Source organism: Flavobacterium sp. T12S277, from assembly GCF_048514875.1.
Classification (GTDB): Bacteria; Bacteroidota; Bacteroidia; order Flavobacteriales; family Flavobacteriaceae; genus Flavobacterium.
In genome coordinates, this window is the sequence record NZ_JBLYEG010000001.1 from 686,318 (window position 1) to 707,560 (window position 21,243).

The 21,243-nt window shown below is 36.7% G+C and carries 19 protein-coding genes; 13 read left to right on the top strand and 6 right to left on the bottom strand.

Annotated features, from left to right (window positions below; translation table 11 throughout):
• Positions 1-372: 372 nt before the first annotated feature.
• Both ACN1CN_RS02790 and tpiA read left to right on the top strand, forming a co-directional pair.
• On the top strand, positions 373-867 hold the full coding sequence (locus tag ACN1CN_RS02790) for a TlpA family protein disulfide reductase (protein ID WP_264523614.1): 495 nt from the start codon (positions 373-375) through the stop codon (positions 865-867).
• Positions 868-939: 72 nt separating this feature from the next.
• Positions 940-1,692, top strand: coding sequence for a triose-phosphate isomerase (tpiA, locus tag ACN1CN_RS02795; RefSeq protein ID WP_264523613.1), 753 nt, complete (start codon positions 940-942; stop codon positions 1,690-1,692).
• A 153-nt stretch (positions 1,693-1,845) separates the two neighbouring features.
• Here the strand turns inward: tpiA and ACN1CN_RS02800 are convergent, their stop codons facing one another.
• Positions 1,846-4,185 carry a hypothetical protein gene (locus ACN1CN_RS02800; protein WP_419134581.1) on the bottom strand — a complete coding sequence of 780 codons (2,340 nt, stop codon included), beginning with the start codon at positions 4,183-4,185 and terminating at the stop codon, positions 1,846-1,848.
• The gene (locus ACN1CN_RS02805; RefSeq protein ID WP_419134582.1) at positions 4,145-5,281 is read right to left on the bottom strand and encodes a hypothetical protein; all 1,137 of its coding nucleotides are present in this window, start codon (positions 5,279-5,281) and stop codon (positions 4,145-4,147) included. Before ACN1CN_RS02805 ends, ACN1CN_RS02800 begins: the two co-directional genes overlap by 41 nt.
• Before the next feature lie 113 nt (positions 5,282-5,394).
• Here ACN1CN_RS02805 and prmA point away from each other — a divergent pair, with 113 nt between their 5' ends.
• From prmA to ACN1CN_RS02855, 10 genes are all read left to right on the top strand, one after another.
• Positions 5,395-6,228, top strand: a complete 834-nt coding sequence (gene prmA / locus ACN1CN_RS02810; RefSeq protein WP_264523610.1) for a 50S ribosomal protein L11 methyltransferase — start codon at positions 5,395-5,397, stop codon at positions 6,226-6,228.
• A 120-nt stretch (positions 6,229-6,348) separates the two neighbouring features.
• Positions 6,349-6,624 (top strand): ATP-dependent Clp protease adaptor ClpS, encoded by a 276-nt coding sequence (locus ACN1CN_RS02815; protein WP_291286484.1) that lies wholly within the window; start codon positions 6,349-6,351, stop codon positions 6,622-6,624.
• A gap of 64 nt (positions 6,625-6,688) precedes the next feature.
• Positions 6,689-7,960 carry a sterol desaturase family protein gene (locus ACN1CN_RS02820; RefSeq protein WP_419134583.1) on the top strand — a complete coding sequence of 424 codons (1,272 nt, stop codon included), beginning with the start codon at positions 6,689-6,691 and terminating at the stop codon, positions 7,958-7,960.
• Between the two features lie 7 nt (positions 7,961-7,967).
• Positions 7,968-8,645, top strand: a complete 678-nt coding sequence (locus ACN1CN_RS02825; RefSeq protein WP_419134584.1) for a lysoplasmalogenase — start codon at positions 7,968-7,970, stop codon at positions 8,643-8,645.
• Between the two features lie 101 nt (positions 8,646-8,746).
• Positions 8,747-9,199, top strand: a complete 453-nt coding sequence (locus ACN1CN_RS02830) for a 2-dehydro-3-deoxyphosphooctonate aldolase (RefSeq protein ID WP_419134585.1) — start codon at positions 8,747-8,749, stop codon at positions 9,197-9,199.
• A 40-nt stretch (positions 9,200-9,239) separates the two neighbouring features.
• On the top strand, positions 9,240-9,560 hold the full coding sequence (locus ACN1CN_RS02835) for a hypothetical protein (RefSeq protein WP_419134586.1): 321 nt from the start codon (positions 9,240-9,242) through the stop codon (positions 9,558-9,560).
• 221 nt (positions 9,561-9,781) lie between these two features.
• Positions 9,782-10,600: a 3-deoxy-8-phosphooctulonate synthase gene (gene kdsA / locus ACN1CN_RS02840; protein ID WP_419134587.1), complete on the top strand. Its 819-nt coding sequence runs from the start codon at positions 9,782-9,784 to the stop codon at positions 10,598-10,600.
• Positions 10,601-10,618: 18 nt separating this feature from the next.
• Positions 10,619-11,521, top strand: coding sequence for a hypothetical protein (locus tag ACN1CN_RS02845; RefSeq protein ID WP_419134588.1), 903 nt, complete (start codon positions 10,619-10,621; stop codon positions 11,519-11,521).
• A 189-nt stretch (positions 11,522-11,710) separates the two neighbouring features.
• Positions 11,711-12,394, top strand: coding sequence for a YiiX family permuted papain-like enzyme (locus ACN1CN_RS02850; RefSeq protein ID WP_419134589.1), 684 nt, complete (start codon positions 11,711-11,713; stop codon positions 12,392-12,394).
• A gap of 196 nt (positions 12,395-12,590) precedes the next feature.
• Positions 12,591-13,685, top strand: a complete 1,095-nt coding sequence (locus tag ACN1CN_RS02855) for a PAS domain S-box protein (protein WP_419134590.1) — start codon at positions 12,591-12,593, stop codon at positions 13,683-13,685.
• A gap of 286 nt (positions 13,686-13,971) precedes the next feature.
• Here the strand turns inward: ACN1CN_RS02855 and ACN1CN_RS02860 are convergent, their stop codons facing one another.
• From ACN1CN_RS02860 to ACN1CN_RS02870, 3 genes are all read right to left on the bottom strand, one after another.
• The gene (locus tag ACN1CN_RS02860) at positions 13,972-15,360 is read right to left on the bottom strand and encodes a M20/M25/M40 family metallo-hydrolase (RefSeq protein ID WP_264523603.1); all 1,389 of its coding nucleotides are present in this window, start codon (positions 15,358-15,360) and stop codon (positions 13,972-13,974) included.
• Positions 15,361-15,452: 92 nt separating this feature from the next.
• Positions 15,453-17,375, bottom strand: coding sequence for a family 43 glycosylhydrolase (locus tag ACN1CN_RS02865; protein WP_419134591.1), 1,923 nt, complete (start codon positions 17,373-17,375; stop codon positions 15,453-15,455).
• Positions 17,376-17,431: 56 nt separating this feature from the next.
• On the bottom strand, positions 17,432-18,217 hold the full coding sequence (locus tag ACN1CN_RS02870) for a glycerophosphodiester phosphodiesterase family protein (RefSeq protein ID WP_419134592.1): 786 nt from the start codon (positions 18,215-18,217) through the stop codon (positions 17,432-17,434).
• A 226-nt stretch (positions 18,218-18,443) separates the two neighbouring features.
• On the opposite strand from ACN1CN_RS02870, the gene ACN1CN_RS02875 reads away from it, so the two are divergent.
• Positions 18,444-18,761 carry a hypothetical protein gene (locus ACN1CN_RS02875; RefSeq protein WP_419134593.1) on the top strand — a complete coding sequence of 106 codons (318 nt, stop codon included), beginning with the start codon at positions 18,444-18,446 and terminating at the stop codon, positions 18,759-18,761.
• A gap of 71 nt (positions 18,762-18,832) precedes the next feature.
• On the opposite strand, the gene bglX is transcribed toward ACN1CN_RS02875, so the two are convergent.
• Positions 18,833-21,133: a beta-glucosidase BglX gene (gene bglX / locus ACN1CN_RS02880; protein ID WP_419134594.1), complete on the bottom strand. Its 2,301-nt coding sequence runs from the start codon at positions 21,131-21,133 to the stop codon at positions 18,833-18,835.
• Between the last annotated feature and the right edge of the window lie 110 nt (positions 21,134-21,243).

The following is a 21,243-nucleotide window of genomic DNA, read 5'->3' on the forward strand; positions in this document are numbered from 1 at the left end:
CTCAATCCTAAAGGTTACCCGAATTTACAAAGTCCGCAAAGTTTCATCGCTTTGCGGACTTTTTTTTACTCCAAAAAATAACTTCTCAATCTGAATTTAGAGGGAGCTATATTTTGATCAAATCTGACGTTTTTTTTCCGGCAAAAACAGACGCTCCCGAAAAAAAGTTTTTCTTTTTTTGTTTTCTTAATTCTTTTTTCCTGAAAATCCCCTCCAATTTGAAGTCAGTTGCGCCAACTATTACGATTTCACTCCTCATTTTTTAACCGAAACAGACTCATTTGTGATAAAATAAACGACTCTTCAAATTTTGTTAATCTGCATATGGCATTTCATTTGTTTGTTTAACTTTGTTCAAAATCATTTATCACTATGAAACAAATAACGCTAATTCTAATTGCATTTATTACTTTTTCGTGTTCACAAGCTCAGAAAACAAGTTTTTCTAAAGAAGCTTTGTCTGAAAAATTATTAGCAGCTGATGGAAGTCAGGTTGCTTTCAAAGACATTTTAAAAAAATACAAAGGCAAAACTTTGGTTATCGAAGTTTGGGCTTCCTGGTGTGGCGACTGTGTAAAAGCAATGCCGCATTTAAAAGAGCTTCAAGCCAATAATCCTGATGTTTCGTACTTGTTCCTTTCTGCTGATAAAACGGCCGATAAATGGAAAGCAGGAATTGAAAAACACGAATTAAAAGGCGATCATTTTATGATGAATGATGGTATGAAAGGGCTATTTGGAAAAGCAATCGATTTAGACTGGATTCCAAGATACATCATTGTAGACAAAAAAGGAAAAATTGTACTCTACCGCGCCATTGAAAAAGATTTCGATAAAATCAATGAAACTTTGAAAGGTTTAAAATAAAACCGAAGGATCAATTGCACTGGCAAGCATACATTTGAATAAAATAAAAGCAAAAAAATAAAAACTACCAAAATGAGAAAAAAGATTGTTGCAGGAAACTGGAAAATGCATAAAAACGCAGCACAAACTGAAGAATTATTAAGCGAATTAATTACTAAAATACCTGCAAAAACTACCGCTCAAGTAATTGTAGCGCCAACTTTTGTAAACTTGCAGGCTGCCGTTGCCAAATTAAAAAACACCACCATCGGTGTTGCCGCACAAAACGTTCATCAGGCTGAAGGTGGTGCATTTACAGGAGAAATTTCTGCTGACATGTTAACTAGTGTTGGTGTTAATACCGTAATTCTTGGTCACTCTGAGCGTAGAGCCATTTTTCACGAAACAGATGCCTTAATCGCTAATAAAGTGGATACTGCCCTGAAACATGACATGACTGTAATTTTCTGTTTTGGAGAAGAATTAAAAGATCGTCAGTCAGACAATCACTTTAATATTGTTGAAAATCAATTGCGTGACGGATTGTTCCAAATTGCAAAAGAATCATGGTCAAAAATCGTTTTGGCTTATGAGCCGGTTTGGGCAATTGGAACAGGAGAAACTGCTTCTCCGGAGCAAGCACAGGAAATGCACGAATTTATCAGAGAGGTGGTTCGCAAAGCATTTGGAGCTGCTATCGCTGATGAAGTTTCTATTCTTTACGGAGGTTCTGTTAAACCGGAAAACGCTAAAGAAATCTTCTCTAAACCAGACGTAGACGGAGGTTTAATTGGAGGTGCTGCTTTGAAAGCAGATGACTTTTTAGCTATTGTTACTGCTATTTAGATAATTAGATAATTAGATAATTGATACTCTAATTATTAAATCACTGAGAATCTTAATACTTAGTTCTTCGTATCTTAGAATCTAAGCAACTTAGTACCTTATAAAAAAAGGCGTTCGTATGAACGCCTTTTTTTATATCAACTCTTTCCTAACTTACTTAAGATACGCTTTTAAGAGCGGGCAATTGTATTTTTGAAAAGCGGTCGTTTTTCGATATACCGAATAAAAATTAAACAGCTCCTGCCCTGCTTTAAACGGGTTCTTTTCTTCTTCTTCCGCCGAAACTAAGCTGGCGTAATGATCGTAATAATTACATTCAAAAATCATTAAACTAGCCAAAGCTTTTTCGTTATTGTTTTTAGACATTTTCAAAGCTTTCTCATAGTACATTTTGGCCATTTTCAAATTATAATAATTGCCTTTCTGATATTTCTTTTCATTTTCTGAATTGTCCCCATACACATAATCCACATACGATTCGCCCGATGTCCAGTCGTAGGCCGTCATCATCCAGGAATTCCCCAAATACGAAACATTGAAATAGGCATGTGCCAGTTTCAGGTTGCTTGTCGCTGTATTTTGCTTTTTTAACTGAATCAGCTCCGCTATAAAATTGGCCTTATTAAAACGATAATTAAACTTGCGCTCTTCTGCCGTTTGAAGGATTTTAGGCAGGAATGGATTTTCATTCAAATAATCTTTATAAGCATAGTTTTTCTCCCAAAAATCCTGTGGCATCCCAGCGAAAGTTTTATAAGCCAGTTCTAAATCGTTATTACGGAATGCAATTGTTCCTTTCAGGTCTTTATAATAATTGACATTTGGGGCAATGGTTCCCGAACAAATGTACGTTTCAAATGGCGTTTTGTCCTTTTTCTCCTGCAGTGCTATCAAACGGTCTATATCCGCTACGGTGGCGTTATTTCGGTCAAAATAACCGATGTAATTGTAAAAATAAGGATTGCCATATCCGGAGTATTCTCCTTCGCTTTTATTATCCGATTTCATAGCCAGTAAACCTGCCGTGACACGATCATCTTGTTTGGCAAAATCGGCACTGGCAATTCGGTACAAACTGTATAAGTTTTTAAACAAACCATAATCCTTTTCTACCAGACTTTCAACGGAATCAAAGTATTTGAAAAGCTGGTTTTGAACTTTTTCGTTCTTCAAATCATCTTGTTTTAAAGAAACCAATGCCAATTGAATGTTTTTCTGCATTTGTATGGAAGGATTGGCCTTTTCGGAAATCATAGCGGTGTATTTTTTTCCCAGATCAATTTCATCTCCCATAAAACAAAGCTGTGCAATTGCCGCTGTGATATAATCCTTTTGCTCACCCGAAGTCTGTTCCCGGATAGAAATTAAAAAATACTCCAGCGCTCTTAAGTGCAAAATATCTTTGTTGAAATTTTCATCTTTTGCTTTCGCGTAATTCTCGTACCAGGCCGTACTATCAAAAACAACTGAAGGGGTTCCGTCATTCGTATACATCGGTGTAAAAATCCAGTCTTCGAGTTTGTTAATTTCTCTTCCAATCAAAAAACTCAGATACAAACTATTCGGACTCAATTTATACACTTCCTCTATCGTTTTCAAATCCGGTGCGGGATTGCGCAAACTTTCAATAGCCAAAATCACACTTCGCTCTTCGTCATTTTGAGCCAATGCCAAAGTCTCTGTGGTTAATTTCCAGTTGTAATGCTGTAAAACAGCAAACGATTTTTCTTCGCAGGAAGCAAAGACTTTACTCAGCAGATAATTCTGCAAAGGTAAATTTTCAATGCACAGAGCTTTATAATACAAAGCCCAGGGCTCTAAAATAGTGTTTTTATGATCTGCAAAATAAGCATCATACAAACGAATCACTTCGGCCTTATCGGTAGCATAAAAACTGTATCTCAACATTAAAAAGGCATAACGCTGTTCTAAAAAGGGATCACGTGCCGTTCTGATTTTCTTTTCAAAATCACCAACCTCTGCGAGTTTATGATCTTTACTATCATAGCTCACCGTGTCCCAGCTTTCCCACTTTACATCGGTATTGCTGTTGTATTCGAGTTTTTTAGCAAACAAAATATAGTTTAAGAGCGCTTTATTTTTGGATCGCAGCAGCGCTTCAATAAAAGTATTCTTTTCAAAAACTTTCTTTAACGACTTGGTTTCATAAGCGGTTTCAAATGTCTCAGCATCCGTTTCATACAAAATAACATGTACGTCCTTTTGATCGACCTGACCGCCTAGTTTTTTCGTCCATTCTACACAATTCAACTCCTGATCAACACCCGAAACGGTATTGGTTGTATAATAATTATCGGCCGAATAATAAAAGGGTGTCAGCTTAAAAAAGCCTTCGCGTTGGGCTTTGAACAAAACCAACCTGCTCGTTTCAGGCGAAACACTCCAGCCACAAGCCAAAGAGACCTGAACACTTAAAACAAAAAGTAAGCTACTAAAAACGCGCATAATAACCGGATATATTTTGGGTTCCATAATCATTGATGTATTTTTTATCAAAAGAGAAAAACGTCACTTTGGTCTGATTGTCAATCGGAATTTTGTTTTTTACGATTGAGATCATCTTATCGAGCTCGTCCTCTGAAATTTTCTCGATCCTGATTTCATCACCGTTTCTCAAATACGTTTGCCCGACCAAAATGTCATCCTGCAGCCTGTATTTAGTCTCGGATACTTTCTTTAATTTAACGGTATCATTCTGAAGTCGATCGTAATCTGATAAAATTCCCTTAAACTGATTTCCTCTAAAAACCACTGCCCAACTGTATAGTGGCAGCGCAATGTCAAGCTTTAGCGGATATTTGTCATGGGTTATGTATTGGGCCAGCTCTTCACTGGTTCCTATAGAATTCTTGGTATTAAATTCTTCCGGTTTTGTGATATTGTAACACATTAACAAACCTTTGTCTACCGGCGGAACCCCTGCTTTTGAAGCATATTTGTACTGCCACAGTCTGATAGTAGCCGAAACCGGAGTGGCCGAATATCGCTTCTTGATTTGCTTTAATAAATAAAAATAATTGTCTTTTGATTTTTCCGACCAGTCGCAATCAATTAAAATTTCTTTGAAATCCACTTTCAATTTTGCCATTTCAATTGATTTTACCGAATCATAGTTCAACTGTTTGCGGTTTTCCTGTTTGTAATAATCCTTTGGATAAACAATCGCACCAGCCGTTTTTTCGGCCTTTGTCTCGTTTATTTTTACACCAATCTGTTCAATACGTTTTGCAATTCGTATCGCCAGACTGTCCAGTTGTTTCTTGTTGGATTGCAGAACGACTTCATTGGTAATAAAAATACTTGGTGTAATTTCGGGATTGCTTTCATTTAATCTCACATCCAAAATTGTAGCAACCGGCAAAGGTTCTTTGGCATAAGGATTCCAATCAACATCAAAAAAACGAACGTATAAGTGTTTCACCTTCAAATCTCTGATCAGAGAATCTTCTTTACTTTCGAAATTTAAATCGGTTTTCCAGTAACAAAACGATCGTACCACTTTATGTTCCTTTTCACAGGTAGCTCCGTTAAGCAGTACAAAGAGCAAAATAAAAACGATATTCTTCATATTTTAAAAATCCTTACAAATTCCAATCAAAATTAACATTTATTAAGGTAAGGATATAGATTATTTATGAACAACTTCTGCTTTGGATTCTTACCTTTGCAAAAAAATTATTTATGTCGAATATATATTTAGGGTACCATTTTACGGTTGAACCAAAAGAACCAGGTTCAGAAATTTTAATTGCTGAATTAGGCGAAAAAGCGTTTGAGACTTTTACAGAAACGGAAAACGGAATTTCGGCTTTTGTAAAAAAAGATTTATGGGACGAGAATATACTGGACGACATTTATATCTTACAATCCGAAGAATTTAAAATCGAATATACGATTGAAGAAATCGATCAGGTCAACTGGAATGAGGAATGGGAGAAAAATTTTGAAGCCATTGATGTAGACGGTAAATGCCATGTTCGTGCTCCTTTTCACGAGAAAACGGATGCTGAATTTGATATTGTAATCGAACCAAAAATGAGTTTTGGAACAGGACATCATGAAACCACACATATGATGATCCAGCATTTACTCGAAATTAATGTTGAAGGTTTGAAAACGCTTGATATGGGGTGCGGAACAGCTATTTTAGCCATCTTGGCCGAAATGAAAGGTGCTCAGCCCATCGACGCTATCGATATTGACAACTGGTGTTACCTCAATTCGATCGAAAATGCCGAACGCAATAATTGCAAACACATCTCCGTTTATGAAGGCGATGCTGCTTTATTGGCCGGAAAAAAATACGATTTAATCATTGCCAACATCAACCGAAATATCTTGTTGAACGATATGCAAAGTTATGTTGACTGTTTGAATCCAAACGGAATACTGCTTTTAAGCGGTTTCTATGAAGAAGACATTCCATTTATCGATGCTTCCTGCACCGAAAAAGGTTTAACTTATGTTAAAAAGTTTCAAAGAAATAACTGGGTTTCATTAAAATACGTAAATTAGATAGTTGATTATCTGTTTATTAAACAGTTCACAGATTTCATTATTTTTCTAAATTTTAATTAATCTGTGCGCTATATGCCTAAAAATTAGTAATTCACAACAGTACAAAAACGTAAAAAAATGAGTACTAAAGAAAAAGTAAGAGAAAGAGTTCGCGAAAAGGAAGCGACAGGTTTCAATAACGAAATCATTGTTTACAACGACGATGTAAACACTTTTGATCATGTAATTGATACTTTAATGCGGGTTTGCAGTCATACGCCGGAGCAAGCAGAACAATGTTCCCTGATTGTACATTACAACGGGAAATGCACTGTAAAAACAGGGCCTATGGAAAAGTTAAAGCCACAATGCACACAACTTTTGGAAGCCGGATTAAGCGCTGAGATTGTTTAAGTGTAAATAATTTAAAAAAGATTCTATTTTATTCTATATTTGAATAAAATAGAATCTTTTTTTTATGGAAGAATACGGAAAGATATTGATTATTGCGACGCCGGTTTTTTTAGCATTAATTATAATCGAAAAATTATACGGCATTTACAAAAAGAACGACACTGCGCCCTTAATTGACAGTGTATCGAGCATCAGCTCCGGAATTACCAATTCGGTAAAAGATGTTTTGGGACTGAGCCTGACTTTTATTTCTTATGAATGGATGGTTTCTAAAATTGCGCTTTACCATTTAGAAGCCAACGTTCTCTCCTATTTTATTGCCTTTTTTGTAATCGACTTTTATGGTTACTGGAGTCATAGATGGGCCCATCAGATTAATCTTTTCTGGAACAAACACGCCATTCACCACAGCAGCGAAGAGTTTAACCTTGCCTGCGCATTGCGCCAGCCTATTGCAAGTCTTGTTAATCTCTTCACTTTTTTACTCATTCCGGCAGCCTTATTAGGAGTTCCTGCTTCGGTAATTGCCATTACCCTGCCACTTCATTTATTTTTGCAATTCTGGTACCATACCAAGCACATCAATAAAATGGGATTTCTCGAATACATTTTGGTTACCCCTTCACATCACCGCGTACATCATGCTATAAATCCTGAATATTTAGACAAAAACCATTCACAGATTTTTATTTTCTGGGACAAGCTTTTTGGTACTTTTCAGACAGAGTTAGACGATGTTCCGCCTGTTTTTGGTATTACAAGACCGGCACAAACCTGGAATCCGATCCGTATTAATTTCCAGCATTTGACCTTGCTTATTAAAGATGCCTGGCGTGCTGAAAACTGGAAAGACAGACTCACCATCTGGTTTAAACCAACCGGCTGGAGGCCCGAGAATTTTGAAGAAAAATATCCGGTAACCAAAATCGAAAATGTTTTTGCCTTTAATAAATACGGGACTCAAAATTCTAAAAAACTAATTTATTGGTCGGTAACTCAAATGTTAGTCACTTTGCTGTTTGTGACTTATTTGTTTGATAATATTGCCAAAATTGGATTACCCAATATCTTTATCTACGGCTTTTTTATCCTGATTACGATTTACAGTTACAGCGAACTGATGGACAAAAGCAAATATGCGGTTTTCTGGGAAGCGTTGCGCTTTGGCATTGTGATTGGAATTATAAGCTACTACGGAGACTGGTTTGGTTTAAATACTATATTTCCTTATTTCAATTATATCATTCTTACTTATTTAACCTTATCCTTTTTAGCCACCATTTACTTTGTAAATATCGATTTTAAAAACTACCAAAACCAACCTGTTAATTCATAAAACGATTATGAGAAATACCTTTATTTTTAAAACCTATATTGCTTTTAGTATTTTATATCTAATTGTTTTATTTCTGGAATATCAAAATTTAGACTTGTATTTAAAACCTGTTTTAGTACCATTATTGGGCTTTGGCGTTTATTTTAATCGAAAATTCCGTACCCGAAAAATCCTTCTGGGGGCATTATTATTCTCCTGGATGGGTGATGTTATTTTGCTTTTTGCAGATATTGGAGAAATCTACTTTATTCTGGGCCTGCTTTTTTTCCTGATTGCCCACCTGCTGTATTGTGTATTGTTTAACAAACAAGCTAAAAGAGATATTTACATTAACAAAGTACTGTTTGGAGCCGGAAGCCTTCTTATCGCTTTCTATTTAATTGGAATGATAATGTTCCTGATGCCAAACTTGGGTGAATTAAGAATACCGGTAATTATCTACGCTGCGGTAATTTCTACCATGCTTTTATTTGCTTTTAATGGAGGGCTTAGCTGGAAAAAACCAGGAAGTTTCTATGTTCTGGCAGGAGCCGTTTCATTTGTTCTTTCTGATAGTATACTGGCGTTTAATAAATTTCATGCTCCCATAGAAAAAAGTTCTTTTTTTATAATGCTTACCTATCTTGTGGCACAATATCTGATTGTAATTGGTATATTAAAACTGAATGTAAAGGAAGCAGAATAAGCTACGGATGCAACCGATTTATACTTTTTTTATAAATCTTTTAATCGGTATTAACGGTAGCAAAAAACGCTTTACCTTTGTAGGACCAATCTCAATAAACCATGAAAAAAATAACCCTTTTTATCCTTTTACTCCTTACCACAGCTTCGTGTATAAGCACAAAATCGACTTTAAAAAATGTAGATGACAATGCTCCGGATCTTGTTTTAAAGAAAGACAATACGTTTGTTATCACACAATTCAGCAACGATAAAAAATACGGTTATGATCCTGATTATCCCATCAATATTTTTTTCCAGAATACCCGCAACGAGGCTTTAAACGAAACACGTTTTCTGAATGCTCTGGCAGGACCAAATGGCGAAAAAATCACCTATACCCGCTTAGAAACCTGTTGCCCTTTTCCAACCAAAAGAAGCGACATGGGAGCCGGATTCTTAAATGTCTACGAATTGAAGTGGGACGGGCAAAAGAAACCTATAAAACTCTATTTGAACGTTTATGAAAAAGGTATTTTAATGGTTCCGATGGGATTGCGTTTGAAGAGCAATTAAAAGAACAAGCCTAAAATCAAATTTCATCCCGAATTACAAAATGCTGGCAAGTATACCGCTCATTTTACTTATTCTTCCTTTACTGTTTCAAATTATAGCTGGCAAAAAAGCAATTGACCAAATTATCCCCTTAAAATTCGGGACCGTTTGTTTCATTAGTTGCATCGCACAACTAATAGTTCCGGTTCTTTCCTTTTACATTGCCACCTACAATGCTAATGTTTATAAGGAACAAAATCCGAATTCACTTAGATGCGGAATGGAGTTTGTGGGGCTTTTTATGTTTGCCTTTCTTTTTGCTTTTATTCTAATCGTGACGATAATCATTCAGTACTTCATCAAACGATCATACGAAAAGTAATTTTCACACAAGCATGATAAATGTCATGCATTAGTCTTTGGCATTATCTTAATATTGCTCCGCATTAAAAAGGTATGATTTCAAATGAGCTCACTATTAAATTCAGTAATTCCGCTGAAGATTAAGTCCTAAAAGCAGGATTTGCTTCTTAAAAAAAACTTAAATCTTCATCTGCTATTCATAAATCATAACTACCTTTGCACTGTCAAAAAAAACATACTATGAACATACAACATATTCCACAAATTAAGCATACAGAAAGCGGTAACTTCTTTTTATTGGCAGGGCCTTGCGCTATCGAAGGAGAAGAAATGGCGCTTAGAATTGCAGAAAAACTAGTTGGTATTACCGACAATCTTCAAATTCCTTTTGTATTTAAAGGATCTTTCAAAAAAGCCAACCGTTCCAGAATCGATAGTTTTTCGGGAATTGGTGACGAAAAAGCATTAAAAATATTACGAAAAGTTTCTGAAACATTCCACGTTCCAACTGTAACTGACATCCATACCAATGAAGATGCTGCCATGGCGGCACAATACGTTGATGTTTTGCAAATTCCTGCATTCCTGGTTCGCCAGACTGACCTGGTTGTTTCTGCGGCAAACACCGGAAAAACGGTAAACCTGAAAAAAGGACAATTTATGAGTCCGGAAAGCATGAAACATGCGGTACAAAAAGTACTGGACTGTAACAATGAAAACGTTATGGTTACAGATCGCGGTACTATGTTTGGTTACCAGGACATGATTGTTGACTATAGAGGAATCCCTACTATGCAGCAATATGCTACTACGGTTTTAGATGTGACACACTCGTTACAACAGCCTAATCAAACTGCCGGAGTTACAGGCGGAAGACCAGATATGATCGAAACTGTTGCCAAAGCGGGTATCGCTGTTGGTGTTGACGGTATTTTTATCGAAACTCATTTTGATCCTGCTAATGCAAAAAGTGATGGCGCTAATATGCTTCATTTAGACTATTTCGAAGGTTTAATGACCAAATTGGTAGCCATTAGAAAAACAGTTAATTCATTCTAATTACTTAATACCATTTCATTGAAAACAAATATTATAATTTTCTTTTTGTTGTGCTTCTCAGCAAACACTTTTGCACAGGAAGAAATCGCAGTACAAAGATATACCGCCCACAACAAAGGAAAATTTTTCGTTTCTTGGGGAGGAAACAGAGACAGTTACACCAAATCTGATGTAAATTTCAGAGGGAAAGACTACAACTTTACGGTTGATAACATGAAAGCTCATGATAAACCAAAAGGATGGCATATTGATTATGTAAATCCGGTTAACATGACGATTCCGCAAACAAACTTCAGAATGGGATATTTCTTTAGCGACCACTACAGTGTTTCTGTTGGCTGGGATCACATGAAGTATGTAATGAGCCAAAATCAAACCGCAAATGTTAATGGTTACATCAACTTACCTGTTGATCAGGCCGGATCTATTTACAATGGAGTTTACAACAACAGACCGGTAGATATGTCTCAGGGTGGTGCTCAGGAAGGTGGCTTTGGAAAAGGTGAAGTTGGAAGCGGAACTGCTTTTTTAATGTACGAACATACAGACGGTTTGAACTACATTAATACGGAAGTTTCCAGACATGATGATATTTCTAAATTGTTTGGTATCACTAACACGGATAAAATTCAGGTTAATTTGACTGAAGGTTTAGGTGTAGGACTTTTATATCCTAAAACCAATACCACTCTTTTAGGAAAAGAACGTCATGATGATTTTCACATTTCTGGTTATGGTCTTTCTGCAAAAGCGGGAATCAACCTTACTTTCTTCAAGTATTTTTATATACAGGGTGAGCTAAAAGGTGGTTACATCAACATGCAGGATATCAGAACTACACAAAGCAGTGAAGACAGAGCATCACAGGACTTTTTCTTTTTACAGCGAATTATTGCTGTTGGAGGAATTTTTAGAATCTAATATTTCTTAAAATTATATTTAAAAATAGTTATCACTTTGGTAACTATTTTTTTTTTGCCCTTTATTTGTCCTGATAATTTGCGAGCGAGGGGTTAAGATATTGGTTTCAAGTTTCAAGTTTCACAAATCACATTTTACAGATCACATTTTACAGATCACATTTCACATTTCACATTACACCATTACAAAATGAAAAAATCAAAATCTCTCTTTTTAGGAATTACCTTTTTACTCAGCTTTGGGTGTGCTTTGTTTGTTGCGCTACAGGTTTTCCCCAACAATCCTTTTTCGCACGCTAAAACGAAAGAAAAAACGACATTACAAGACAAAATTAAAGATGGCGACCTTATCTTCCAAACCTCTCAGTCTCCTCAATGCGAAGCGGTACGAATTGCAACCAACTCTAAATTCTCACATTGTGGCATCATTTACGATATCAACGGAAAATGGTTTGTTTTTGAAGCGGTACAACCTGTAAAACTTACTCCTTTTGATGAATGGATTCAGCACGGAAAAAACGCCGATTATCTTGTAAAACGATTGAAAAATGCCGATCAAGTTTTGACTCCTGTGGTTCTTCAAAAAATGAAAGCATACAGTCAGCAATTTGACGGAAGAGAATACGATGCCTATTTTGAGTGGTCCGATACCCGAATTTATTGCTCTGAGCTGATCTGGAAAATTTATAAGAATGTGGCAAACATTGAATTGTCGAAATTGAAACAGCTGAAAGATTTTAATCTAACCGATCCAAGAGTACAAAAAATACTAAAGGAAAGATACGGAAATGATGTTCCTCTCGACGAAAAAGTAGTCGCTCCCTCCGATTTGGTCGATTCTGAGCTCCTAAAAACGGTAATTGACACCTATTAAAAGCCATTTTTTGTCTGTATTGAAAGAGAAAGCAGAACCATTTCGTTTCCAAAAACTTACACTTTTACACCTCTATTAACTTTTCAACGAATTAATCTGTTTTTCAACGAATATTCATTAAAATTGTTAAAAACAAATTATAAATGTAAAATTTTAGTGTTATTTTAGTAAGACAAATTTTAAATTAGGTTTAACTATGATTAATAGAGCACCTAAATTATCCAGAAACAATCTGCACTTTTTTTCGCAGTTCGAAGACTTTTTTGACTCTTCACCAGATTTGTTGTGTATTGCAAGTTTTGACGGTTATTTTAAAAGAATAAACCCAGCTGTCTCTAAATTACTGGGTTATACCGAAGAAGAATTACTATCGCGCCCTATAAACGATTTTGTTTTTGAAGCCGATAAAATGAGAACCGCAAATGCCCGAAAAGACCTTACCCTGGATATAGGTCTCTATAATTTCGAAAACCGCTATGTAACCAAAACCGGCACTATTGTATGGCTCTTATGGAGTTCTGTTCCGATTGCCAAAGACAGACTGGTGTATGCCATTGCCAAAAACATCACCTTTAAGAAAGAACTCGAACAGGAAAGAAACCTTCATTTGGCTGAACTCACCAAACAAAACAAAGAACTCAAACAACTCACCTATACCACAGCCCACGATTTAAGATCTCCTGTAAACAACCTGCTGGCCGTTTTTGATCTTTTGGATACCTCTACTATAACCGATCCTGAAACGCTTGAATTAATCTCTGTTATTCAAACTTCCACACAAAGCTTAAAGAAAACGCTGATTGATCATGTTGCGCTGCTGGATAAAAAAAACGAGGAAGACGAGCAGTTAGAAATGCTGAATTTTGAAGTTGTATTAGAAGAAGTATTATCCTCAATCCATTCGCTCATTCAAAATTCGAAAACAAAGCTTATAATTGATTTTTCGGAGGCAGAGACCATTCTCTTCAATAAAACATCTCTAAAAAGTATATTCCTCAATCTGATTACCAATTCGATTAAGTATTCAAAACCCGGTTATTTACCTGTTATTCACTTTAATTCCCTTCGTTCAAACGGAACTACCCAATTGATTATTTCGGATAACGGAATAGGCTTTGACATGGAAAAAGTAAAAGACAAGATTTTTGGATTGCATCAAAAATTCAGTTCGAATAAGGACAGTAACGGAATTGGTCTCTATCTGGTTTACAATCACGTAACAAATCTTGGAGGTCATATTTGTCTGGAAAGCCAACCCAATGAGGGGGCTAAATTTACGATTACGTTCTGAGAACTTCTTTAAAATTCCAAACTTTAAATTCCAAATTCCAAATATTAGCAACCCGACTGGAACTTGGTTTTTGAAGTTTGGATTTTTTTTAATTCAAATCCCAAATAAATAAATTCCAATAAAAAAATCCCAAATTCCAAATTCTAATAAGAGCGATCCTACTGGAATTTGGATTTTGAAGTTCTGATTTTATTTACTTCAAATCCCAAATAAAAAAATTCCAAATTCCAATAGAGCTAATCTAATTGGAATTTGGAATTTAAATTTTGGAATTTATTTTACAAATCTAGTTCGCCGCTGGAAGAACAATTCCGCCCTGATCCATTAAATACATCAAGGTTGTCATTGTTGCTGCTCCTAGCTCCAGTTCTCTTTTGTTGATGGCGTCAAATTTATCGTTTGCCGCGTGGTGGTAATCAAAATAACGTTGTGAGTCCGGTTTCAAACCTGCTTTCACAATTGCTTTAGACGTTAAATGATTGATGTCTGACCCTGCGTGTCCAATAGTGAAGCTATGTACCAAATATGGCTCGAAAAGATCTTTAAAACCTGCTATTTTCTTGAAATTAGCATCATCTGCTTCGATTGAAAATCCTCTTGGACTAAATCCTCCTGAATCGCTCTCTAAAGCAAAAATATGATTCTCGTTCTTTTGTTTCGAAAGCTCTTCATACTTCGCTCCCCCTTTACCACCATTTTCTTCATTCATAAACAGCACGACACGAATGGTGTTTTTAGGCTTATAGTTTAAGTTTTTTAAAATTCGAACTACTTCCATACTCTGCACTACTCCTGCTCCGTCGTCATGCGAACCATCCGCTAGATCCCAGGAATCCAAATGTCCGCCAACAACCATAATGTTGCCAGGGTTTTCTGTTCCGGTAAGCTCTCCAACTACGTTATAGGATAAAACATCCGGCAGCGTCTCACAAGATTGTTTGAAATAAAACTTTAAAGACGGGTTTCTTTTTAGTGATTTGCTCAACAGCTCAGCTCCGTTGGTACTAATTGCAGCGGTTGGAATGTACTGGTCTTTTGGTAAATCACCATAACTTTGAGCTCCTGTATGTGGAAAATCATCTAAGCGTAAGTTCATCGAACGTACGATAGTTCCCACTGCTCCTAGTTTTGCGGCTTCTTTTGCACCAGCATATCTTTGATCTACACAGGCTCCGTAAGATCTAAAAGTTTCGATATTTTCAGGATCCATTGGTCTGTTGTAAAACACAATTTTGCCTTTTACCTTATCGCCCAATTCCGCCAGTTCTTTTATTCCTTTTACTTCGATTACTTCAGCAGTAAGTCCTGTTTTTGCAGTAGCAACTGATCCTCCTAAAGCACAAATTGGTACTACGGTTTTTGTTTTATTGTCTAAAATATACGCGGTTTCTTTTTCGCCACGAACCCAATGCGGAACCATTACTTCCTGCAGGTACACTTTATCAAGACCAAGAGTCTCTAATTGTCTTTTGGTGTATTGCACTGCTTTTTCGGCACTTGCAGAACCTGACAAACGGCTTCCGATATCGTTAGACAAATACTCTAACCAGGTGTAACATTTAGACTCGGTCAGAGCTTTTTTATAAAATAATTTAATGTTTTTCTCATCATTTGACTGTGCAAAAGATGTCAATCCGTTTAAAACTAAAGCAGTTAAAAGAATCGTTTTTTTCATAGGTTGTATAGCATTTTGGTTGTTACACAAAGGAACAAAATTCTTTAGAACTGCCATCGCTTTTATTTAACGATTTGGAAAAAAAATGAGAATTATTTTACTTCCTGCAATTCGCTTTTCACTCCAATTCCATTTTCATTAAAGGCTTCAATTGTAAAATAATAGGATGTTCCTTTATCCAGCCCTCTAAAATCATAAGAACTATCGTCGTAGACCATAATGCTGTTATACAATTTGTCCGGTGAAATACCGTAATAGATATTGTAACCGATAGCATTGCTTTGTTTTTTCCAGGAGATCATAGCGTTTCGCGAATCAGCTGTATTTCGGGCTACTTTAAAATCCGTAACCGGTTGTGGCTTTTCTGCCAATCCGTTTCCAAATACTCTGAAATCTGAAATAGCAAATAAACCGGAAGCATTATGAATGTTGACCATTTTAATGTAACGGGCCTTAATTTCTTTTGTCAGTTCAACATAATCATGCGGGACGTCTTTTGCATTTTTAGATTTATCGATTACCAATTTCCAGTTTACGGCATCGTCAGACATAAAGATTTTATACTGATAATAAATGTCCATTGCCTTGTTGAATTGCGTTGCTTTATGATCGGCATAATTGATCTGGAGTGCCTGAATTTGCATTTGTCTGCCCAGATCCAACTGTAACCATTCTCCCGGATTCGCTGTTTTTGCTGACCAGTAGGTTTGAATATTTTCATCGGTTAAATTCTCTGCTCCGTAACAAAACTTCTCGTATACTTTTTTTCCGCCGTTGTCCATTCTGTGGGTTTCCACTTCCATACATTCTTCTGAAGAAGAAACAGTCACAGGCTTTTTATACGAAAGTAACATCCAGCCAGAGGAAGCTCCTTTTTCCTGATTGCGTTTTTTGGTTGGCAAAACAATCGGAAAATCTCCGTAAGCGGTGATGGAATACATGACATCATCTTTGTCAAATCCGGCGGGAAACATATCGATACGACGCTCAAAACGGTCTTTGATGGAAATTTTACAGGTTCCGGTATTCCAATAATTGCCATAATTATCCGCAAAAGTATTTCCGTGTCCGGCTCCAATTACAAATCCTCCCGGTTTATACGACATCGGATTGTGTTTTTGATAGGTAAAAGGCCCCAGCGGACTGTTTCCAACATGTACACCATTGGCATAACCTTTAAATTCAGTAGCGGGAGCTCCGTATTGCATATAGTATTTACCATTGTGTTTGGTCATCCAGGCGCCCTCTATAAAATTCCCCCAGGGTGCGGGTTCCATATCGTTATTGGGGCCAAAACGTTCCCAACCGTGATTGGCAGGATCAAGACCTGCGACTTCTTTTATTTCGCCATAAGCACGTTGAATATCTTCTACTTCGGTAGCTTTGTACAGTTTTTCGTAAGCCGCTTGATCGCCTTTTGGAAGCCAGGTATTGTAATCGACTTCTACGCCTACAAGTGGTAATTTTCCGCTTGAACCGTAATACATATATACTTTTTTATCATCGTCCTGAAAAATAGCCGGGTCCCAGGTTGGCAGCATCGCTTTGTCGATATGTCGCAACCATTGTCCCGATTTTGGATCGGCAGTTTTCCAAACAGGATGGTCCCTTTTCCAGGTTGATCCCACATAAAATAAGGTATCGTTAACCACCCATGCCGCAGGGGCACATTGGTCATCATCGGCAGGACGGCGCTGAAAACTGCCGTATACAAACTTCCAGTCTGACATATCTTTGCTCCAAAAATACCCCGCCTGATTGGTGGCAAACAAATAATACTCCCCTTTGAAGGTAATAATTACCGGATCGGCACTAGAGCGACGGGATTCCGGAATGCCATTGTGATTCTCGGTGGTGTAATTGTAGCCGATATTAACCGGATTGCAGTAGGTTGAGGCTTTTTTGTTGGGGTCAAACCATTCGGTCTTACCCGGGATTTTAGTGTTTTGTGCAAGTATTGTATTGCTTAAACTAACCAGCATCAGCATAACAGCTACTACATATATTTTTTTCATAGGATGTTTTTATATAAAAGGTTTTCTCCAAAAGGGAAAACACAGTTTCAATAGATCTATTTTTTCTGTTTTATCCTTTGTTTTAACAACTCAGGTTCATTGGTAGTGATGTAATTGAATTTATGATCAATTATCCAGTCCATATCGGCCGTTTCGTTTACCGTCCAGGCATTTAAAATAACATTATACTCTTTGGCTTCTTTGATCCATTCCGGATGCTTCTTAAATACTGAATAATGATAATCAACGCCGTTTATATGATCTGCTTTAACTTCTTTTGGAGATTTGTTTCCTTCAAGATACTGTAAACTTGCCCGGGAATCGACTTCTCTGATTTGTTTCAGAATTTCGTAATCAAAACTAATGTAGCAGGTTATTTTCTCTGCTTTAAGTTTTTGAATTATTTCGACGGTTCTCAACGCCGTTTTTCTTCCTCTTTCTTTACTTATTTCTGAAGGTTTTATTTCACAAACTAAAAGGGTGTGCTTGTTATTTCTCTTGCCTTCAGCAATATACTCATACAAGGTTGGAAGCTTCTCTCCGTTTGAAAGTTTAAACTTTATAAGATCGTCATAATTTGTTTCCTCAATGAGCAATTTGTTGTAATGTGCGTCATGATTAATTACTAGCGAATCATCGGCTGTTCGCCAAACGTCAAATTCTGAACCGGGAAGTTTTAAGTCGATGGCATGTCTTAAAGCGGCTATCGAATTTTCAGGGAGATTGTTCTTTTTCCATGCTCCGCGATGTGCCACTATTGCATTTTCTTTCACACAGCAGGACTGAAAAGCAATTGTTATTGTTAAAAGTAATGATATCCGAAATGCTTTAGTAGTATTCATTATTTTGAATTTATGGTTTATAACCTATATCGTAAACTTTATTAACTGCGCAAATATCCAAAAGAATTAGTTGTTCCTCAGTTTGAGAAAGGCCGTCGCCTCCTTTGTAAATTTACGAATACAAACTTTTAATATATATGAAAATACTGTAATATATTTTATAAGAAATATCTTTCTTTTTGTTATTTTTTTTTAATATTGCATTATAATTTTAAAAATTCAATTTATGGAAGAGCAAGAAAATTCAGGAACTTACCCGGTTAAAACTGATGGTAACAATGGTGCTGTTATAAATGCTGTTTTTTCTCAATTAAGAAGTAGTCATACTACCTTTGATGGGGAACCCTATGATGCAAGTATAGCCAACACTACATTTGCCAGTTTCTACATGCAATTTTTTGATGCGCAAGGTCATGTCCAAGGTCAAACTTATAATTACAATGGTGATAGTGGTCTATGGAATCTGAATGGTGATGCAACATACCCAGTGTACAATGATCAGGTTTCTGGTGCTATTGATATCGATTTTTCATCTAATAGTTAATGTTGAACCTATTTAAAAAAAGCCCTTCGCAAACCAAAACACGAAGGGCTAATCACTAATCAATAAACCAACTAATTAGTTAACTCAAAGCTAACTTTCTTATCGGCATCTGAATTTCCACCTACGAAAACATCAAACTGCCCAGGTTCTGCTACAAATTGTAGGTCAGAATTATAAAATTTTAAATCTTCCACTGTGATCTCGAAAGTCACGGTTTGTTTCTCCCCTTTTTTAAGGGTTATTTTTTGGAAATTTTTAAGCTCTCTAACAGGTCTTGTTACCGATCCAACCAAATCTCTGATGTACAACTGTACGGTTTCTTTCCCATCATAGTTTCCGGTGTTGGCTACGTCCACGGTTACTTTCAGTTTGCCGTTTGAATTCATTTTATCAGCTGAAATCTTCAGGTTTGAATACTCAAAAGTGGTATAACTTAAACCAAAACCAAATGGGAACAACGGTTCGTTTCTTTCGTCAATATAGTTTGATCTGAATTTTTCGAATTTGCCTTCTTTGTTAACAAGAGGTCTTCCTGTATTTTTGTGTGCATAATAAATCGGCAACTGCCCCACACTTCTTGGGAAAGTTGATGTTAATTTTCCTGAAGGGTTCACATCACCAAACAAAACGTCGGCAATCGCATAACCCGCTTCGGTACCGGCAAACCAAACATTTAAAATAGCCGGAACCGTTTCGTTTTCCTCTTTTATCACTAACGGACGACCGTCAAATAATACTAAAACAACCGGTTTACCTGTTTTTAATAAGGCATTTAATAAATCTTTTTGGGCCTGTGGAATTTCTAAGTTCGTACGGCTGCTTGATTCACCGCTCATTTCAGCAGATTCTCCCAAAGCTGCAACAATTACGTCTGACTGATTGGCTACTTTTAAAGCTTCTGCCAGTAATTCTTCTTTTGAACGAGCGTCACGGTGTAAGGTTTTACCAAACATGGTTGCTTTGGTTTCAAACTCTTCATCATAATCTAAGTTGCTTCCTTTAGCATACAATACTTTTGTTGAAGCTCCCGCTACTTCTTTGATTCCTGCCAAAAGTGAGATCGCGTTCTCCATTCTTGTAGCCACACTCCAGGTTCCCGGCATGTTTTCTTTTGCATCTGCCAAAGGTCCGATTAAAGCAATTGTACCCGATTTTTTAAGTGGTAACAATTGATTTTGGTTTTTCAGCAAAACCAATGATTGTGCTGCTGTCGAACGTGCTTCTTTTCTGCTGCTTGCCGTAAAAATTTCTGTTTTTGCTCTGTTGGCATCACAATATTTATACGGATCACTGAATAAGCCTAAATCATATTTTGCTTCTAAAATAAGTTTAACCGCGTTATCGATAGTCTCGATGGTTACTTTTTTCTCGTCTAATGATTTTTTCAAGGTCCCTAAGAAACCTTCTCCTACCATGTCCATTTCTACACCTGCGTTTAGCGATAAAGCCGAAACAGCCTGTAAATCTCCCATTCCGTGTTCGATCATTTCAGGGATTCCGGTAAAATCGGTTACCACGAAACCTTTAAAGCCCCATTGTTTTCTTAAAACATCGGTCATTAACCATTTGTTTCCTGTAGCAGGGATTCCGTCGATCTCATTGAAAGAAGCCATTACTGAACCTACACCCGCATCAACAGCGGCTTTGTAAGGAGGAAAATAGTCGTTAAACATTCTGATATGGCTCATATCAACTGTATTGTAATCGCGTCCTGATTCCGGTGCTCCGTATAAAGCGAAGTGTTTTACACAGGCCATAATCGAATTGTTTTTTGAAAGATCGTGCTGCTGATATCCATTTACCATTGCTTTGGCAATCTGGCTTCCTAAATACGGATCTTCTCCCGAACCTTCAGAAACTCTTCCCCAACGCGGGTCGCGAGAAACGTCAACCATTGGCGAGAATGTCCAGTTGATTCCGTCAGCACTGGCTTCCTGCGCTGCAATTCTGGCACTTCTTTCGATCAGATTCATGTCCCAGGTACAAGATAATCCCAGTGGGATTGGGAAGGTGGTTTCGTAACCGTGAATAACATCCATTCCGAAAATTAATGGAATTTTCAGACGGCTTTTCTCCACCGCAATTCTTTGTACCTCTCTAATTTTCTGAACCGATTTAATATTGAATAAACCTCCAACTTTACCTTCAGCAATTTTTTTCGCCACATCAGAACTGTTTGCCTGTCCTGTAGTAATATCTCCAGAAGTCGGTAAATTAAGCTGTCCCAATTTTTCGTCCAGTGTCATCTTTGACAATAACTCTGCTACAAACTCTGATTTTGGTTTGATTTTTACTGTATTTTTAGTGTTCTTTTTCTGGGCGTATCCGAGAACAGCACATCCTAAAAATAGTAAGACTAATTTGTTTTTCATGTGTATTAATATTTGTTTTTGGAGCATGAAACCGCTTTCTTCGTTTCATTTATGAGTTGAAATCGAAGCGTTTTCATTTTAATCTATTTGTTTTTTGTATTCGTTTTTAT

Coding starts and splice junctions, on each gene's coding strand:
- ACN1CN_RS02790 (WP_264523614.1), top strand. CDS start 373: ATGAAACAAATAACGCTAATTCTAATTGCATTTATTACTTTTTCGTGT.
- tpiA (WP_264523613.1), top strand. CDS start 940: ATGAGAAAAAAGATTGTTGCAGGAAACTGGAAAATGCATAAAAACGCA.
- ACN1CN_RS02800 (WP_419134581.1), bottom strand. CDS start 4,185: ATGGAACCCAAAATATATCCGGTTATTATGCGCGTTTTTAGTAGCTTA.
- ACN1CN_RS02805 (WP_419134582.1), bottom strand. CDS start 5,281: ATGAAGAATATCGTTTTTATTTTGCTCTTTGTACTGCTTAACGGAGCT.
- prmA (WP_264523610.1), top strand. CDS start 5,395: ATGTCGAATATATATTTAGGGTACCATTTTACGGTTGAACCAAAAGAA.
- ACN1CN_RS02815 (WP_291286484.1), top strand. CDS start 6,349: ATGAGTACTAAAGAAAAAGTAAGAGAAAGAGTTCGCGAAAAGGAAGCG.
- ACN1CN_RS02820 (WP_419134583.1), top strand. CDS start 6,689: ATGGAAGAATACGGAAAGATATTGATTATTGCGACGCCGGTTTTTTTA.
- ACN1CN_RS02825 (WP_419134584.1), top strand. CDS start 7,968: ATGAGAAATACCTTTATTTTTAAAACCTATATTGCTTTTAGTATTTTA.
- ACN1CN_RS02830 (WP_419134585.1), top strand. CDS start 8,747: ATGAAAAAAATAACCCTTTTTATCCTTTTACTCCTTACCACAGCTTCG.
- ACN1CN_RS02835 (WP_419134586.1), top strand. CDS start 9,240: ATGCTGGCAAGTATACCGCTCATTTTACTTATTCTTCCTTTACTGTTT.
- kdsA (WP_419134587.1), top strand. CDS start 9,782: ATGAACATACAACATATTCCACAAATTAAGCATACAGAAAGCGGTAAC.
- ACN1CN_RS02850 (WP_419134589.1), top strand. CDS start 11,711: ATGAAAAAATCAAAATCTCTCTTTTTAGGAATTACCTTTTTACTCAGC.
- ACN1CN_RS02855 (WP_419134590.1), top strand. CDS start 12,591: ATGATTAATAGAGCACCTAAATTATCCAGAAACAATCTGCACTTTTTT.
- ACN1CN_RS02860 (WP_264523603.1), bottom strand. CDS start 15,360: ATGAAAAAAACGATTCTTTTAACTGCTTTAGTTTTAAACGGATTGACA.
- ACN1CN_RS02865 (WP_419134591.1), bottom strand. CDS start 17,375: ATGAAAAAAATATATGTAGTAGCTGTTATGCTGATGCTGGTTAGTTTA.
- ACN1CN_RS02870 (WP_419134592.1), bottom strand. CDS start 18,217: ATGAATACTACTAAAGCATTTCGGATATCATTACTTTTAACAATAACA.
- ACN1CN_RS02875 (WP_419134593.1), top strand. CDS start 18,444: ATGGAAGAGCAAGAAAATTCAGGAACTTACCCGGTTAAAACTGATGGT.
- bglX (WP_419134594.1), bottom strand. CDS start 21,133: ATGAAAAACAAATTAGTCTTACTATTTTTAGGATGTGCTGTTCTCGGA.